14 protein-coding genes are annotated in these 16,071 nt (G+C 74.2%); 4 read left to right on the plus strand and 10 right to left on the minus strand.

Translation table 11 applies throughout. From position 1 onward, the window contains the following. Positions 1–39 precede the first annotated feature (39 nt). Complete coding sequence (locus tag AB1460_RS05060; protein ID WP_368959416.1) at positions 40–1,992, plus strand: DUF5667 domain-containing protein; 1,953 nt, start codon at positions 40–42, stop codon at positions 1,990–1,992. 42 nt (positions 1,993–2,034) lie between these two features. Here AB1460_RS05060 and AB1460_RS05065 read toward each other — a convergent pair whose 3' ends face one another. The 5 genes from AB1460_RS05065 to AB1460_RS05085 all read right to left on the minus strand — a co-directional run bounded on the left by AB1460_RS05065 (position 2,035) and on the right by AB1460_RS05085 (position 7,757). Beyond that, positions 2,035–3,393: a class II 3-deoxy-7-phosphoheptulonate synthase gene (locus AB1460_RS05065; RefSeq protein ID WP_368959417.1), complete on the minus strand. Its 1,359-nt coding sequence runs from the start codon at positions 3,391–3,393 to the stop codon at positions 2,035–2,037. Between the two features lie 46 nt (positions 3,394–3,439). Beyond that, the gene (locus AB1460_RS05070) at positions 3,440–4,465 is read right to left on the minus strand and encodes a 6-phosphofructokinase (protein WP_368959419.1); all 1,026 of its coding nucleotides are present in this window, start codon (positions 4,463–4,465) and stop codon (positions 3,440–3,442) included. 199 nt (positions 4,466–4,664) lie between these two features. After that, positions 4,665–5,192, minus strand: a complete 528-nt coding sequence (locus AB1460_RS05075) for a polyadenylate-specific 3'-exoribonuclease AS (RefSeq protein ID WP_368959468.1) — start codon at positions 5,190–5,192, stop codon at positions 4,665–4,667. A 132-nt stretch (positions 5,193–5,324) separates the two neighbouring features. Next, positions 5,325–6,677, minus strand: a complete 1,353-nt coding sequence (locus AB1460_RS05080; protein WP_368959420.1) for a hypothetical protein — start codon at positions 6,675–6,677, stop codon at positions 5,325–5,327. A gap of 192 nt (positions 6,678–6,869) precedes the next feature. Next, the gene (locus tag AB1460_RS05085; RefSeq protein WP_368959421.1) at positions 6,870–7,757 is read right to left on the minus strand and encodes a lysophospholipid acyltransferase family protein; all 888 of its coding nucleotides are present in this window, start codon (positions 7,755–7,757) and stop codon (positions 6,870–6,872) included. A gap of 596 nt (positions 7,758–8,353) precedes the next feature. Here AB1460_RS05085 and AB1460_RS05090 point away from each other — a divergent pair. The 3 genes from AB1460_RS05090 (at position 8,354) to AB1460_RS05100 (ending at position 11,669) form a co-directional block, all read left to right on the plus strand. Then, positions 8,354–9,172, plus strand: a complete 819-nt coding sequence (locus AB1460_RS05090; RefSeq protein WP_368959470.1) for an alpha/beta hydrolase — start codon at positions 8,354–8,356, stop codon at positions 9,170–9,172. Continuing rightward, entirely contained in the window at positions 9,165–10,307 is a 1,143-nt protein-coding gene (locus tag AB1460_RS05095; RefSeq protein ID WP_368959422.1) for a hypothetical protein, read from the plus strand. The genes AB1460_RS05090 and AB1460_RS05095 overlap by 8 nt, the downstream gene beginning before the upstream one ends. Positions 10,308–10,436: 129 nt before the next feature. Next, entirely contained in the window at positions 10,437–11,669 is a 1,233-nt protein-coding gene (locus AB1460_RS05100) for a TIGR00300 family protein (RefSeq protein ID WP_368959472.1), read from the plus strand. A gap of 52 nt (positions 11,670–11,721) precedes the next feature. On the opposite strand, the gene AB1460_RS05105 is transcribed toward AB1460_RS05100, so the two are convergent. The 5 genes from AB1460_RS05105 to AB1460_RS05125 all read right to left on the minus strand — a co-directional run bounded on the left by AB1460_RS05105 (position 11,722) and on the right by AB1460_RS05125 (position 15,981). Then, positions 11,722–12,708: an ROK family glucokinase gene (locus AB1460_RS05105; RefSeq protein ID WP_368959423.1), complete on the minus strand. Its 987-nt coding sequence runs from the start codon at positions 12,706–12,708 to the stop codon at positions 11,722–11,724. A 7-nt stretch (positions 12,709–12,715) separates the two neighbouring features. Then, a complete protein-coding gene (locus AB1460_RS05110) occupies positions 12,716–13,363 on the minus strand; it encodes a hypothetical protein (RefSeq protein ID WP_368959424.1) in 648 nt (215 codons plus the stop codon). Further along, positions 13,360–14,580, minus strand: a complete 1,221-nt coding sequence (locus tag AB1460_RS05115) for an ArsA family ATPase (protein ID WP_368959425.1) — start codon at positions 14,578–14,580, stop codon at positions 13,360–13,362. The genes AB1460_RS05110 and AB1460_RS05115 overlap by 4 nt, the downstream gene beginning before the upstream one ends. A gap of 7 nt (positions 14,581–14,587) precedes the next feature. After that, the gene (locus tag AB1460_RS05120) at positions 14,588–15,034 is read right to left on the minus strand and encodes an SRPBCC family protein (protein WP_368959426.1); all 447 of its coding nucleotides are present in this window, start codon (positions 15,032–15,034) and stop codon (positions 14,588–14,590) included. A gap of 179 nt (positions 15,035–15,213) precedes the next feature. Next, positions 15,214–15,981 (minus strand): metallophosphoesterase family protein, encoded by a 768-nt coding sequence (locus AB1460_RS05125; RefSeq protein ID WP_368959427.1) that lies wholly within the window; start codon positions 15,979–15,981, stop codon positions 15,214–15,216. Positions 15,982–16,071 lie beyond the last annotated feature (90 nt).

A 16,071-nucleotide genomic window follows, 5' to 3' on the forward strand; every position in this document is an offset into this window, starting at 1 on the left:
GGCCCGGCGACGGACGAGCCAGAGCCCGGGGGGGACGGCGTGGCGGCGAGAGGTGAACCGCGTCGGCGCGGCGCGCGGGCTGACCGGGCGGCCGAACTGCTCGACGGATTGCGCCCGCCACGGAACGAGGCCGAGGAGCAGCTGGCCCGCACCGTCGCCGCGCTGCGGGCGATGCCGGCGCCGGCGATGTCCCCCGCTGCCCGCGCGCAGACCCGCGCCCTGCTGCTCGGCCCGCAGGCCGCTGCGCCGCCCGGCCTGGGGCTGGGCGTGCCGCCCGCTCGCACCGGCGCCGCGCCGGCGCCGCGGCGGGTGGCCCGCCCGGGCGGGCCGGGCGCCCGGCGGGCGTTGCGCTCCGCCCGACCGGCGCTGATCGGTGCGCTGGCGGCGTCCGTCACCGCTGTCGGCGTCGCGGTGAGCGCCACGCACGCTCTTCCCGGCGAGCTTCTCTACGGCGTCAAGCGGCAGGTCGAGCAGATCCAGGTCAGCCTCGCGGCCAACCGGGTCGACCGCGCCAAGGTCCAGCTCGCCGTCGCCCGCACGCGGATGGACGAGCTCGCCGCGGTGGTGGGCCCGACCGCGACCGCCTCCCGCACCCGATCCGAGCGCGGTGATGCCGCTGGTGCCGGTGACGCCGACGGCCGGCCGGCCGTGACGGGCTCCGCGGACGGCACCGGTGAGGCTGACGGCCACGTCGGCGGCGGCACTGCCGAGCCGTCCCTGGGCGGGCTCGAGTCCCGCGGTGTCCCGCCGGACGGTTCGCCGCCAGAACCGTCGGCGGCCAGCGGCCAGCCCGCTCCGGAGGCCGAGGAGCAGGCCGGCGCGCCGAGTGCGGCGGGCGGGTCGAGTGCGGCGGGCGGGTCGACTCCCCCGGGCTCGTCAGGCACGTCAGACAGGTCGCCCACGGCGAGCGCGCGGCCGGACACCGACAGCCGGCCGCAGGAGATCGGTGGCCGGGAGATCAGCACCGCCACCACGCTGCTGCGCGACTGGTGCGAGGACGCCGCCGCTGGCAGCGAGGTGCTGATCGACGAGGTCCGATCGGGCAACGCCGACGCGTGGCGCACCCTGAACGACTTCGCGGCAGACCAGTCGACCCGCCTGGACGCGCTGCTCGGCGCGTTCCCGGACAGCTCCGCGCCCGAGGTCACCGAGGCGCGCCGCATCATCCGCGAGGTCGCCTCGGTCCTGACCTACACGACCCCGGGCGACGGCAGCGCGGCCCCGCCTGATGACGAGGCCCCGCGCAGCGGCGACCGGGCGCCGGGCTCCTCGAGCGATCCGGAACGACCACAGCCCAGCCCGTCCACGGGTGCGGGTGCGGGTGCGGAAGGCACGGGCGGACAGCCCGGTCCCGGCCGCCCCGCCACCGCGCGCGGCCAGGAACCGGGCGGTGCCCTGCCGATGCCGCCGCGGGCCAGTCCCACGCCGCCCGGCCCGGCCGGCACCCCGCCGGGGGCCCTCGATGTGGCCCGGGACCTCGACCTCGGTCAGGCCCCGGGCGAGGAGCGGCGCGCGGGCGGGGAGCAGGCATCGGCCAGCAGCCCGGCGGCACCCTCGCGGGGGCCGGGGGTCCCCGCCTCCCCGACCGCCACCAGTGACGACCTTCCGGTGATGCCGGACGTGCTCGACTCGCTGCGGATCTTCGAGGCGCCGGCGGAACCCGACCCGTCCGCCGCGGCCGCGCCGCCAGGCCACGACGGCGGTGCGGCCGGCGGGGAGCCGTCCGACGGCGCCACTCTCGCACCGCCGACATCCCCGACGCCGGCGACACCGCCAACGCCGTCAGCCACGGCAGCGGCAGCGGCAACGGCAACAGCAGCGACCACGGGTACACCGCGGTCGACGGAACCCGCGGGCGTTGTCGCCGGGCCCATCACGCCGCCGCCCCCCGGCGCCCCGACACCGGGTGCCGCCGCCACGGCGCCGGCACCCGACGTGCCTCCGGTCAGCTCCGCCGGAGCGGCGCCGGAGGCTTCCGCCCAGGTTCCCTGACGCCACCGGCACGTCGCAGGTGCCGGTGGCCGCTGGTTTCCGTCAGCGGTGGTGGCTGTTCCGGTCGGCGCGGGTCTGCTGCAGCATCTCGGCGACGAGGAAGGCCAGCTCGAGCGCCTGCCCGGTGTTCAGCCGCGGATCGCAGGCGGTCTCGTAACGGCCACCGAGATCCGCCTCGCCGATCTGCTCGGCGCCGCCGAGGCACTCGGTGACGTTCTCGCCGGTCAGCTCGATGTGCAGGCCACCGGGATGCGTTCCGAGCCCCTGGTGCACCTGGAAGAACCCGAACACCTCGTCCAGGACGTCGTCGAAGTGGCGTGTCTTGATCCCGCCGACATCCCGGGTGTTGCCGTGCATGGGGTCGCAGGACCAGACCACGGGATGACCCGCGGCGTTCACCTTGTCGATGATCGCCGGCAGGACGTCCTGGATGCGCTTGGCACCCATCCGCGCGATCAGCGTGAGCCGGCCGGGGATGTGGTCGGGGTTGAGGCGCTCGGTGAGCTCCACGACCTCGTCCGGTGTCGCCGTCGGGCCGATCTTGCAGCCGATCGGGTTGCCGACCCGGGAGAGGAACTCGACGTGCGCACCGCCGAGGTCGCGGGTGCGCTCGCCGATCCAGATCATGTGCGCGGACAGGTCGTAGACCTCGCCGGTCGACTCCTCGGTGCGCGTCAGCGCCCGCTCGTACTCCATGAGCAGGCCCTCGTGGCTGGTGAACATCTCCACGCCGGTCAGCGCCGCCGTGCGGTCGAGGTCGATGCCGCAGGCGGCCATGAACGCCAGTGCGCGCTCGATGTCGACGGCCATCAGCTCGTAGCGGCGGCCGGCGGCCGAGTCGCGCACGAACGCCTTGTTCCACTCGTGGACCTTCGACAGGTCCGCGAAACCACCGGTGGCGAAGGCGCGCACCAGGTTCAGCGCGGCCGCGCTCTGGTGGTAGGCCGCCACCATCCGCTTCGGGTCGGGGCGGCGGGCCTGCGGCGTCGCCGCGATGTCGTTGACGGCGTCACCGCGGTACGACGGCAGGCCCGTGGACGCCTCGATGTCGGCCGACCGGGGCTTGGCGTACTGGCCCGCGATCCGCGCGACCTTCACCACCGGGGTGCTCGCGCCGTACGTCAGCGCGACCGCCATCTGCAGGAGGGTCTTGACCTTGTCACGGATCTTGTCGGCCGTGTTGGCCGCGAAGGTCTCCGCGCAGTCTCCGCCCTGGAGCAGGAAGGCCTCCCCGCGGGCGACCATCGCCAGCCGGTCGGTCAGCGACCGAACCTCGGGCGCGGTCACCAGCGGAGGCAGGCCCGACAGCTCGGCGAACGCCGCCGCCAGTTCCTCCGGGTCGGGCCAGGAGGGCTGCTGCCTGGCCGGCAGGGTCCGCCAGATGTCCAGCTCGTTGCTCACGAGTCACCAGGGTACGACCCCGGCGCCGACATCTCCCGTGGTTTCGTCAGCCGAAGAAGACTTCGGCCTCCGCGTACAGGTGCTCGGGTACCAGCTTGAGCTCGCCGGTGGCCTCGGCGAGCGGCACCCGTTCGACCCTTGTCCCGTGCAGCGCGACCATCGTGCCGAAGTCGCCGTCGTGCACGGCGTCGACGGCGTGCAGGCCGAACCTGGTCGCCAGCCAGCGATCGAAGGCCGTCGGCGTGCCGCCCCGCTGGACGTGCCCGAGGACCGTCGCCCGGGTCTCCCGCCCGGTACGGCCCCGGATCTCGGTCTCGAGCAGCGCGCCGATCCCCTGCAGCCGCTGGTGACCGAAGGCGTCCAGCTCGCCCTCCTTGACCACCGTCGTCCCGGCGATCGGCGTGGCGCCCTCGGCGACGACGATGATCGGCGCGTACCGGGTGGCGAAGCGCTGCTCGACGAAGGCACAGACCTTGTCGATGTCGAACGGCTTCTCCGGGATCAGAATGACGTTGGCGCCGGCCGCCATACCGCTGTGCAGCGCGATCCAGCCGGCGTGGCGGCCCATCACCTCCACCACGAGCACGCGGTGATGGCTCTCCGCCGTCGTGTGCAGCCGGTCGATCGCCTCGGTGGCGATGTTCACCGCGGTGTCGAAGCCGAACGTGTAGTCGGTGGCGGACAGGTCGTTGTCGATCGTCTTCGGCACCCCGACGACCGGAATGCCCTCGGCGTGCAGGCGGGATGCCGCGCCGAGGGTGTCCTCGCCACCGACGGCGATCAGCGCGTCCACGCCCGTGCGTTCCAGGGTCTCGCGCACCCTGGCCGGCCCGTCCGCCGAGGCGTACGGGTTCGTCCGGCTGGAACCGAGGATGGTGCCGCCGCGCGGCAGGATGCCGCGCACCGCGGCGACGTCCAGTGGGACGGTGTCGTTCTCCAGCGGGCCGCGCCAGCCGTCCCGGAATCCGACGAAACTGTGGCCGTAGACGCCCACCCCCTTGCGGACAACGCCGCGGATCACCGCGTTCAGGCCGGGACAGTCACCACCGCCGGTCAGCACACCGATCTTCACGCCCAGGGCCCTCTCTTCCCGAGTCGCCCCCGATCTCTCGCGTTTCCGGCGGAAGCCTAGCCCGCGGACAGCTCCGCTCCGCAACCATTCGCACACTCGGCGTGGTCGATCGGTCGACGGACCGACCAGGCAGCCGGATCGACGGCCAGGCGGGCTGGTCAGGCAGGCAGGCGGGCAGGCAGGCGGGCAGGCAGCCAGGTCAGGCAGGCTGCGTCCCGGCCATGACCCGTGCCCGCAGCGGGACGAGGATCTCCCAGCGGGCCAGGTTGTGCCGGGCGTCGGCGAGGGCGTCGTGCGCGTCGGGCGGGGGCGGCGGCAGCGCCGGGCTGCCGACGTCCTCCCAGAGCTGGCGCAGGTCGTGCGTGAAGCGCGGCATCCGCCGCGGCAGCGCCGGCATCTTCCCGAACAGCTGGCAGAGAGCAACATGGTCGTAGGCGGCGTACCAGGCCCACAGCTCCGGCGCGCCGTCCGTGATCAGGAAGCGGGCCACCTCGTCACGGATCCGCTCCCGCGACATCCAGGCCGGGCTTGACGGTGAGGGCAGCCGGTCCAGAACGTTGCGGCGCACCCAGGGCACCGCGTAGGACGGATCGAACTCCGTGGAGACCGCGTAGAACTCGCGGGCGCCGTCCTCACTGACGATGCCGATGCTCACCAGGTCCAGCCAGTGATGGCCGGCCTCGTCGCGCTCGATGAACTCGGTGTCGTAGAAGAAGCGGGCGCCCACGGGGTCCAGTGTGCTCCGCCGCTCCGGCAGCCCGGCCGGGGCCACCCTCTTCCGGGCCGACCTGCGGGCTTCCCGGCCGACCAGCGGCCTTCCGGAGCGCCGCTGACAGCCGACGGATGTCCGCGGCGGTGGTCAGCGACGGCGCAGGCGCACGAAGACGGGGCCGAGCACCGCCGCCGTCAGCGCGGCGCCCAGCAGTGGAAGGACCAGCAGCAGCAACGGCGGGTCGGCGTCCGCTCCCGCCGCCCCCGGCGCCGCGGCCGGGGTGCCGGCACCGGGAGAACCCGGTCCACCTGTCCCGCCCGCAGCGTCCACCGCGCCAGCCCCACCGGTCGAACCGGTCGAACCGGTCGCACAGTTGACGGCACCGGCCCTCGGCGGGGCCACCGGGGCAGTGCCCTCCGCCGGCACGATCTCGACCCGCACCTCCGCCGCGCCCGCCGCGGCGACCACACAGAGCACACCCGCGCCGGGCGCCGAGGTGACCTGGCCACCGGTCACCCGAGCCTGGTAGCCCGCCGAGTAGTTCCAGCCCGGCACGATGACCGCGGTCGGGGTGCCGGCCGGCAGAGTGCCGCCGCCAGCCCGCACCGGCCGGTAGACCAGCCGGAACACCCCGGCCTCGTCGCTGCCGTACGACGTGGGGACTCCGGCCACCGCGGCCGGGTAGGGCCGGACGATCTCCGCCGGCGGCGTCGCCGCGTCCCGGACCTCGCCGGGCCCGATGCCGGTCGCCGGGCGACCGTCGGCATCCGGGGCGTCATAGAACCAGCCGAGGCTGAACGCGTCGCCGGCGGCGGCCAGCTGCGCGGCCCGCGCCGAGGTGCCGTCCGCCCAGGCGGTGATGTATCCGGCGCCGCCGTTCGCGGCGACCTGCGCGGCCGGGTCGAACGGCGCCTGCTGCCCGACCCACAGGGTGCGGTGCGGGTCGGCGGCCCGCAGGGCGGCGGCGAGATCGCCGGCGGCGGGTGTCGGCGGCACCTCGAAACCGATCAGGCCACCGGTGCTCCGGAACCGTTCCGCCACGCGCCGCAGCCCGGCGGCCAGGTCGGACGTCGACGGCTGGTAGCCCCGGGCGCCGGGCACGATGCTCAGCACGACCGTGAGGCCGTGGTCGGTCAGGCCGGCCACCAGCGCGCCCGCCTGTTCGAGCCCGCCCTGCTCGCGGTCGCCCGCCGGCGGCTGCGCACCGGTGGGCGGGAAGCCGCCGCCGGCGGTCATCGGCAGCTCCAGCCGGGCGGCGGTGAAACCGTAGTCAAGCCAGCGCCGCAGCTCCTCGGCGGTGGGCACGGCCCCGGCCGGCACCGTGACACCCCGGGGCAGCACGACCCGCCCGGCGGCGTCTGTCAGGAAGTTCGCTGTTCTCGACACCGTTCCCGGCGGGACCTCGGCGGCCGTCGTGGACGCCGCGCCGACACGCCCGGCCAGCCCGACGCCCTCTCCGGAAGCGACCAGAAGACCCGCCAGCAGGCCCACCAGCAGCATCGCCGGCCACCTCTTCGGGCGCTCGGCCCAGCGGCCGAACCCGATTCGCGAACCACCAGTCAAGCCGCGCACCGTGCAATAGTGCCGTGCTTCCCCCGAACGGTTCAGACCGCCCTGGGCCCAGCGATCGGGCCTGGCTCCGTCAGCTCCGACCCGGCCCCCCGCGCGGGACCAACCGTGCTGGTCACGGCCTCACGGCCGGGTGACGGGCGCCGGCTCCGGGTCGGTCGGATCCGCGGGGAACGGCTGCTCCGCCCCCGGCCGGGACTCGGCGGCGCCCGGCGGGGACTCCGCTCGGGAGGGCGCTTCGGCGCGGCTCGGCGCATCCGGACGCGCCGGTGAGCCCGGCCGGGCCGGCGGCTCGGCCCGGCCAGGGGACTCCGCCGCGGCCTGCGCCTCGCGGACGGCGGCAAGATCCTCCTTGCGCCGCTGCGCGTACATGTCGACGTACTCCTGGCCGGACAGCGACATCAGCTCGTACATGATCTCGTCCGTCATCGACCGCAGCACGAAGCGGTCGTCGGCCATCCCGGCGTAGCGGCTGAAGTCGAGTGGGCGCCCGATCCGGATCCCGACCCGACGAATGCGCGGGACGTGCCGGCCAAGCGGCTGCACCTCGAACGTACCGATCATGGCAACGGGGATGACAGGCACTCCGGCCTCCAGCGCCATCCGGGCAACGCCGATCTTGCCGCGGTAGAGACGCCCGTCCGGCGAGCGGGTGCCCTCCGGGTAGATACCCAGAAGCTCACCGGAGTCGAGAACCCGGACACCGGTGCGCAGCGCCCCCTCGCTGGCGCGGCCGCCACTGCGGTCGATCGGGACCTGGCCGACCCCCTTGAAGAACTTGCGCTTGCTCCAGCCCTTCAGCCCGACCCCGGTGAAGTAGTCACTCTTCGCGAGGAAGGTGATGCGCCGCGGCACGACCAGCGGCAGGAAGAACGAGTCCAGAAAACTCAGGTGGTTGCTCGCCAGGATCGCCGGCCCGCGGGTGGGCACGTGGTCGAGACCCTCGACCCACGGCCGCCAGAACACCCGTAGCACCGGTGTCAGGATGGCCTTGACGACCCAGTACAACACGCAAGCTCCCAGCTTCGTCGCACCGCCGCACCAGGGACGGCATTCCCGAACGCCCGCGCCCGAACCCACCCGTGCCCACACATCGAGGAACGGGCGCGGCCGGGATGCCCGCGGTGACCATATGGACCCCTCACGACATCGTCCACCACGCGGCACCGACGTCGGAGTGTCATTGTCCGTGGCCGGCACGGCCGGGTGAGCCCGGGTCCGCCCGGCGCCGCCCGAACGTCGCACGACTGCCGCACGAACGCCGCACGACTCCCGCACCGGACGGACACATGAGGAACACACCGGAGGATCGGCTGGTTCGTCCGGGATGATGGAAAAGCGCATGACCATGGCCAGTCGGCCCCCGGCGTGCGAGCATGCGAAGGTCGGTGTCGGTTCCCTCACGACGAGGGGCGCACCGGGCCACCCCTGACGAACCCCGCGGGAGCCGGCCGGCAACCGCCTCGGCAGCACCGAGGGCGCGCGAACCGGCCGGCCGGTCGGCTCACGGGCGATCGGTGGCACGGCGCCCGCCGTCCACCGGAGCACCCGATCGGTGGCCGCGGCGGGTGCGTTGCGGGCGCTCGAGGCGAAGGGAGCGGATGACCATGGCGGGAGTCCCGGCGGCGGCTGTCCTGCCCGGCGCCGAGCCCTTCGACCTGCTCGGCGGGGGTGACGGCAGCACCGGCGTCCTGCTCGTGCACGGTTTCACCGGCTCCCCGCAGAGCATGCGGCTCTGGGGTGATCACCTCGCCGCCGCGGGCCTGCGGGTCCGTTGCCCGCTGCTGCCCGGCCACGGCACCCGCTGGCAGGACATGGCCCGCACCACCTGGCACGACTGGTACGGCGCCGCCGACGCGGCCTTCGGTGAGCTGAGCCGCTCGTGCGAGCGGGTCTTCGTGATGGGCCTGTCGATGGGCGGCACACTGACGCTGCGCCTCGCCGAGGTGCACGGGTCGCGGGTCGCCGGGGTTGTGACCGTCAACGCGAGTCTCGGGACGGACCGGCGGGTGGCTGTCCTGGCCCCGCTGTTGTCCCGGGTGCTGCCGACGGTCCCCGGAGTGACGAACGACATCCGCGCCCCCGGCGTGCGCGAGGTGGGCTATTCCCGGGTCCCGACCCGGGCCTTCGCCTCGCTGCGAGAGCTGTGGGCGGTCACCCGTGCGGATCTCGGGCGGGTCGTCTGCCCCGTCGTGGCCTATCGCAGCACCACCGACCACGTGGTGGAGCCGACCTCCGGGCGCCTGCTGCTGGCGGGGCTGACCGCCGCGCCCGTCGAGGAGCGGCTGCTTCACGACAGCTACCACGTCGCGACACTGGACAACGACAAGGAATCGATCTTCAAGGGCAGCGTGGATTTCGTCACGGCCCGGTCCCGGCCGGACGAGTCCCGTCCCCACGTGCCGGAGTCAGGTGACCATGACTGAGAGCTCCGCTGGATTCGGGTCCCCCGGCGCGGACCCTGACCGGATTCCCGACGAGCCCGCACCGCCCACCGGCGTCCCCACGTCGCCGGCCACCGGCCCGAGCCAGGGCCAGGCCGGCCGGGACGCGCTCACTGCGGGCACCGCCGGCCACTCCGTCGGCGACAGCGGCGACAGCGGCACGGCGGCCGAGACCGACCCGGGTACCGGGGGTACCAGCAGCGCCGGTGGGGCTGCCGGTACCGGTAGCAGCGCCGACCGCGCCGGTGGCGAGGCCGGCGAGGAGTTCGCGCCGGCCCCGGCCGAGCAGTCCCCGGAGTCCGGGCCTGCCGGCGGGGCCGATCACGGGGGTGGCCGGGGCACCGCCCAGGACCCCTCCCCCGCCAGCATGCGCAAACCCCGGTCACCGGCCGCGGACGAGGCCGCCTTCCTGGACCTCGTCGCCCGCTTCGACCAGGATCCGGTGCCCGGCGAGCGGCGCTGGCCGGCGGCCGAGGACATCGACGGGCCGCGGCGCCCGTCGGTCATCATCATCCGGCCGGGCGGGCGACAGCCTGACGGGATGCCTCCCGACGGCAGGCACCTCGTCGACGACGATCCTGCCGAGCGCACCATGCCGCCCGCATCCGCCGGTGGCGCCGGGCCGAACGGCCTGGCCCCGGCCGGTGGGGCCGGCGCTGTCGCTGCGGGCAGCGACAGCGCCGGCGGCCACCCTGCCGACGGATCCGACGGCGACGAGTCCGCCCGCGACCGGGCTGACCGGGCCGGTCGCGGCAGTGGCCAGAGCGAGATCGACCGGCTCGACGACGCCGTGCGGGCCGCGTTCTGGTCGGGAGCGGGCAGCGGCGCCTCGTCACCCACGGCAGATGCGTCCGAAGACGACGAGGACGACCACTACGTCCCACCGCCGGCACCACCGGTCCCGAGGATGCGGCCGGTCACCCGCTGGGCCCTCGGTTCCATCGCGCTGGGGGTGGCCATCCTGGTCGTCCCGTCGCTGATCGGGCTGAGCCAGGCGCGTTCCCGCGACGTCGCGGGTGTGCTGCTCCTCCTCGGCGGCGTGGGAACACTGGTCGTGCGGATGGGTGACCGGCTTCCGACCGACTTCGACGGACCGGACGACGGCGCGGTCGTCTGACCACAACCGGAGGACCGGGCGGGCCGCGGGCTCCGCCCGGGCCGTCGGCATTGCCGAACCAGCGCGGGCTGCCGCGGTGGCGCGGGCACGACGACTGGTGAGATGGCAGGCAGGAAGAAGGGCGGCTCCGTGCATTTCCACGAGCAGGTCGAGGTGCACGGGCACCTCATGGACACCGGCGTGCTGGCGCGGGTGCTGGACGACGTCCTGGCCTACGGCGGCGACTACAAGGTCGACAAGATCGACCTCGGGCGTACCCACGACGACGAGTCCCACGCCGTCATCACCGTCGGCGCGGACACCGTGTCGACGCTGGCGCGGATCCTCATGCGCATCCAGGTCCACGGGGTCAACAAGCTGGTGACCGGCACGGCCGTGACGCGGCCCGCCGACGCGGACGGCGTGTTTCCCGAGGACTTCTACTCGACCACGAACCTGGAGACCGTCGTCCACCTCGACGGCCAGTGGGTGCCCGTCGAGCACCCGGAGATGGACTGCGGGCTCGTCGTCTCCGACGGCCGGGTACGCACCGTCCCGGTGGCCGACGTCCGCGCCGGCGACATGATCGTCTGCGGTGCTGACGGCGTCAAGGTCGTGCTGCCCGTCTCGGACCACTCGTCCCGGCTGCACGGCGAGTTCGCCTCGATGTCGTTCAGCTCCAGCGCAGCCCGGCCGCAGGCGGTGCTCGTCCGCACGGTCGCCCGCCAGATCCGGGAGGTCAAGGCCGAGGGCGCCCAGGTCCTGTGGGTCGCCGGGCGCGCCGTGGTCAGCACCGGCGCCTCCCGGGCACTGACCGCGCTGGTCGAGGCCGGCTACGTGGACGTCCTGTTCGCCGGGAACGCCCTTGCCACCCTCGACCTCGAACGCGCCCTGTTCGGGAGCTCGTTCGGCCTGGGCAGCCCGCACAGCAGGCGGGTGCAGCGCGGCAACGAACAGCACATCCGCACCGTCAACACGATCCGGCGCGCCGGGTCGATCCGGGCCGCGGTCGAGTCCGGGCTGGTGTCCCAGGGCATCATGCACGCGATGGTGAAGGCCGGGAAGTCGTACGTGCTCGTCGGCTCGGTCCGTGACGACGGGCCGCTGCCCGACGTCCACACCGACGTCGTGGCCGGCCAGCGGGCGATGCGGGCGGCGCTGCGCGGCATCGGCTTCACCGTCATGGTGGCCACCACCCTGCACTCGGTCGCGACCGGCAACATCCTGCCCGCGTCGGTGCCGGTGGCCTGCGTCGACATGAACCCGTCCACGGTGGCCGGGCTGACCGACCGCACCTCGGCGCAGGCGCTTGGCGTGGTGGCCGACGCGGGCCTGTTCCTCGAACAGCTCGCCGCCGAGCTGGTCCCCGACTACCACGCCTGACACCCCTGACCGGGCCCGCCCGCCTGACCGGGCCGGGCCGGGCCGCACCCGCTCAGGCCTGCGTGGACGTCCCGCGGGCGAGGTCGGCGGCGCCGACGATGCCGGCGGCCGAGCCCAGGGTGGCCACGACCACGTCGGCCTCCGGGCGGTGGCCGCGGCCCGACAGCGAGGAACGGAACGCGTCGCGGGCCGGGCCCAGCAGCAGCTCCCCCGCGTCCGAGACCCCGCCGCCGATGACGAAGCGGCTGGGGTCGAGGATCGCGGCGAGGCTCGCGAGCCCCTGGCCGAGCCAGCAGCCGACCTGCTGCAGGCAGCCCACCGCAGCCGGGTCGCCGGCCTGCGCGGCGGCCGTGACGTCGGGCCCGCTCAGCTCGTCGACAGTGCGCCCGGCCAGCATCCGCAACGCCGCCTCCGGTGAGGCCGCGGCCACCTCACGGGCGCCCCGGACCAGCGCCCGGCCGCTCGCGTACTGCTCCCAGCAGCCGTCGTTCCCACAGCCGCACCGGTAGCCGCCGGGCATGAACTGCATGTGGCCCATCTCGGCGCCGATCCCGAAGGCGCCGCGGCGTAGCTGCCCGTCCAGGACGATGCCGCCGCCGATACCCGTGCCGACCGTGACACAGATCAGGTCGCTGTGGCCCTGCCCCGCGCCGAACCGGTACTCGGCCCAGGCCATGGCGTTGCCGTCGTTCTCCACCACCACCGGCAGGCCGACACGGCCCGCCAACACGTCCCGCAGCGGCTCGTCCCGCCAGGCGAGGTTGGGGGCGAAGAGAACCGTCGAACGGTCGGCGTCGATCCAGCCGGCGGCACCCACCCCCACCGCCCGAACCTCGTAGGTCTGGCGGAGCTCGGCCACCAGTTCGGCGATGGCGTCGGCGACCTCGGCCGGATCATGGCTCGGGGTGGGTCGCCGCGCGGAGGCCAGCACTTTTCCCTGGTCGTCGACGACACCGGCGGCCACCTTGGTCCCGCCGACGTCCACTCCGATCGCCAGGTCTCCGTCCCCCGCGGGGGCGGTCGCTGACCTGGTGGTCACTGGACTCTCACCTCACATCTATCTTCTGGACGCGGGGCCGGGGCGACCCCGCGGACGTGGCGGGCCGCTCGCCCGACTTTCCTTGTTTTCCCTGTTTTCGTGGTTCTACCGGGATCTGCTCCGGGCCGGCGGAGGTTTCGCCGTCGGACGCCCCCGATCCGGACGCCCCCGATCCGGGCGCGGGCGCCGGGGTGGCGGCCCCCGCCACGTCGGGGGCCGGGGCTCCCGAGCCTGGCTCGTCACTGGCTGCCGGTGCGGCGGCGGCTCGGCGGCGGGCGTCGGCAGCCCAGACCCCCCAGGCAGCGCGGGCGGCAGCCCCCAGCGACACAGCGGCGTCGATCAGATGGCTGGTGACCTCGGCGTGCTCGCCGCGCAGACCCGCGAGCACCCGGCACACCGGGCACGCGCAGCAGGGCCCCTCGTGACCGCTGCCGGCGGGCGTTGCCGTGCCACCGCCGCCCACGCCCTCGTCCGGGTCCGTAGCCGCATCCGCAGCCGCATCCGCAGCGGCGTCGGCGTCGGCGTCGGCGTCGGCGGTCGGCGTGCCCTTCGCGGCGGCCATCCACTCCTGCACCGCGGCTGCCAGAAGCGCGGCCTCCTGGGCGAGCGAGCCGACGACCTCCCGCGCCGGGCCGGGCTCTGCGGGGCCGTTCACGCCCGGACCCAGCGGGCGGGGTCGGGCACGAACGACACCGTGAGCCGGTCCTCGGCGAGGCGCGCGTCGAACACGTCGCACCGGCGCAGTGCCGCGGGAAGCGGGACATGGCGCCGGTCCGCACCGACACTCACGACGAGATCGTCTCCGACACGGGCGAGATCCACCTCGGACCGGTCGACGAACGGCAGCTCGAACGACATCACGTAACCGTCCCCGGCGCGTTCCACCAGGGGGGCCGGGCCCGCCCCGGCGCGGTGGTGGCTGAGCACCGCGGCGGGGTCGCGCCCGCCGTAGGCCGCGGCGCCGAACGCCGCGAGCTCCTCCAGACCGAGCGGCTCACCCGCCCGGTAGGCCGCCACGAGGACTGGCAGCGGGGCGACCACCGTGGCGATCTCGGCCAGCTGTTCGCGGTGCGCCGCGGCCCAACCGGCCCGCCAGGCGTCGCCGCCGTCATGGCCGATGACCCGGTTGACGACCACCGCGTCCACCCCGATGCCGTGCAGCGACAGGCCGCGCAGCGTGCGGCGGGCCTGCGCGAGCGCGGACGTCTCCGGCGTCAGCACCAGCCGCACGCTGGTGACCACGGGATCAGCCAGCAGGGCCCGCATCTCCTGGGCCAGCGCAGCCAGCCCGGACACCGCCTCGTAGGCGGGCCCGGCCATGGCAGCCAGGCGGCCGGCGAACCGGCCGGCCAGCGGTAGCGGCAGCACCGGCCGCATCCACCGGGCGAGCGCGCCGTCGGGAGGACCGAGCCGGCGACAGCCCCAGGCGAGCGTCTCCGGGCTTGCCAGCAGGCGCAGGGCCGCGCTGGCCGGGCCGGCGTCCACGACGACCACGTCGTAGCGGTCGGCTCTGATCAGGTCACGCAGCTCCAGCAGGGTGAGCGCCTCCAGCGCGCCGGGCAGCCGCAGCAGCTCCTCGACCTCCAGGATGTCGATCCCGGGCCCGGGCGCCCCGGTGGTGATCAGCGCGCGGACCTGCGGCCAGCGCTCGGCGAACGCGTGCCGCAGGTCGGTCTGGAGCGCGAAGAGGCCGGGCTCCAGCTCGACCTCCGCCGGGCCGAGCGGATGGTCGAGGACGCCGGTGAGGCCGGCGGCGGGGTCCACCGAGACCACCAGGGTCCGATGGCCACGCTGGGCTGCGAGGGTGGCGGTCGCCGCGGCGACTGTCGTGGTCCCGCCCCCACCCTTGCCCGTCAGGAGCACACACCGCACTGAACAGTCAGCTCTCGACGAGCTTCTCGACGTGCTTCTTGAGGTCCTTCAGCGCCGCGTCCACGATGCCGCCCTGGACCTTGCGGCGGAGCAGGGCCGGAATCTTGACCTTCAGCTCCACCGTGAGCTCGTAGGTGACCTCGGTACGGCCGTCGCCGAGGTCACGCAGCAGGTAGCTGCCGTCCTGGGCGGACATCGCCTGGCCGGAGACGAGGCTCCAGCTGACCTGCTCGTCGCCCTTCCAGGTGTACTCGTTGACGAACTCGTCCTTCATGACGACCGCGTTGATCCGGAACCGGGCCTGGCGCGGGCGCCCGTCCGGCCCGACCTCCAGGATCTCCGCCTCCTCGATCTGCCCGACCCAGGTCGGGTAGGCGGCAAGGTCGGCGATCGTTCCCATGACGACGGCCGGCCGGGCATCGATGACGATCGACGACTGCGCGTGGTCCACCATGAACCGTCCGCACCTCCACATCTCATCGCCCCGGCGGGACCGGCGGATCCGGTCATGGGGCCACTGGCGCCGGCGCAGGGCGCCGGCCGACCTGTGCGGCCGACCCGCGCCCTGGGGCGCAGGACGAATGCCCGATCGATCGTTGAGGCTACCGGAACGGAAGTGCCACGCCGGGTGTCTTACCACTCGAGGACGTACGGCGTGCCCCGCGCGTTGAAATGCCCGACGTTGACACAGCGCGTGGTGCCGATCTCCAGCTCGGCGACCAGGGGCTGGTGCACGTGGCCGAACAGCACGTACTGTGGCCGCGTGGCGTGGATGGCCTCCAGTACCGCCTCGCTGCCACGTTCGAACCGCTGGGCGACGGTGTCGTACACCAGCTCCGGCACGTGCGGCGGAATGTGGCAGCACAGGACGTCCACCGCGCCGACGGCCGCCACCTTGGCCGCGTAGGCGTCGTCGTCGATCTCGAACGGGGTGTTCATCGGCGTCCGCAGGCCGCCGCCGACGAACCCGAAGGTCCGGCCGCCGATCTCGACGGTCTGGCCGTCCAGCAGGCGCAGTCCCTCGCGCAGGAAGTCGGGGTAGAGGTCCGGCCGGTCCACGTTGCCGTACGTCAGATAGGTCGGCGTCGGGAACGCCGCGAACATGGCGGCGTACTGGCGCCGCACGGCAGCCTCCACGATGTCGGCACGATCGCCGTCGAGGCTGCCCCAGAGCTTGCGGGACCATTCCCGCGCCTCGTCGAAACGCTGCTCCGTCCGCAGGCTGATCATGCGGCCCACGGCCTCGGCCCCGAACAGGTCGCCCATGATCCCGCGGCCGTGGTCACGGTAGTCGATGAACAAAATAAGATCACCGAGGCATATGAAAGCATCGGCTCCTGCCGCTGCGCCGGGAAGCGCGTCCGACCTCCCGTGGACGTCGCTCACCACATGCACCCGCACTCCAGAGAGCTTAGGCGAGCGGCCTTCACCGGGAGCATCCGCGCCTGCCGGGCGAACACGGCACCCGGTCTGCTTCGCCGGGAACTGCCC

The sequence above is a fragment of the Parafrankia sp. FMc2 genome, assembly GCF_041008525.1.
Taxonomy (GTDB): domain Bacteria; phylum Actinomycetota; class Actinomycetes; order Frankiales; family Frankiaceae; genus Parafrankia.

Bases quoted from the DNA above. Each gene is read 5' to 3' on its own strand.
- AB1460_RS05080 (WP_368959420.1), bottom strand. From the start codon at position 6,677: ATGCTGCTGGTGGGCCTGCTGGCGGGTCTTCTGGTCGCTTCCGGAGAG.
- AB1460_RS05090 (WP_368959470.1), top strand. From the start codon at position 8,354: ATGGCGGGAGTCCCGGCGGCGGCTGTCCTGCCCGGCGCCGAGCCCTTC.
- AB1460_RS05095 (WP_368959422.1), top strand. From the start codon at position 9,165: ATGACTGAGAGCTCCGCTGGATTCGGGTCCCCCGGCGCGGACCCTGAC.
- AB1460_RS05120 (WP_368959426.1), bottom strand. From the start codon at position 15,034: ATGGTGGACCACGCGCAGTCGTCGATCGTCATCGATGCCCGGCCGGCC.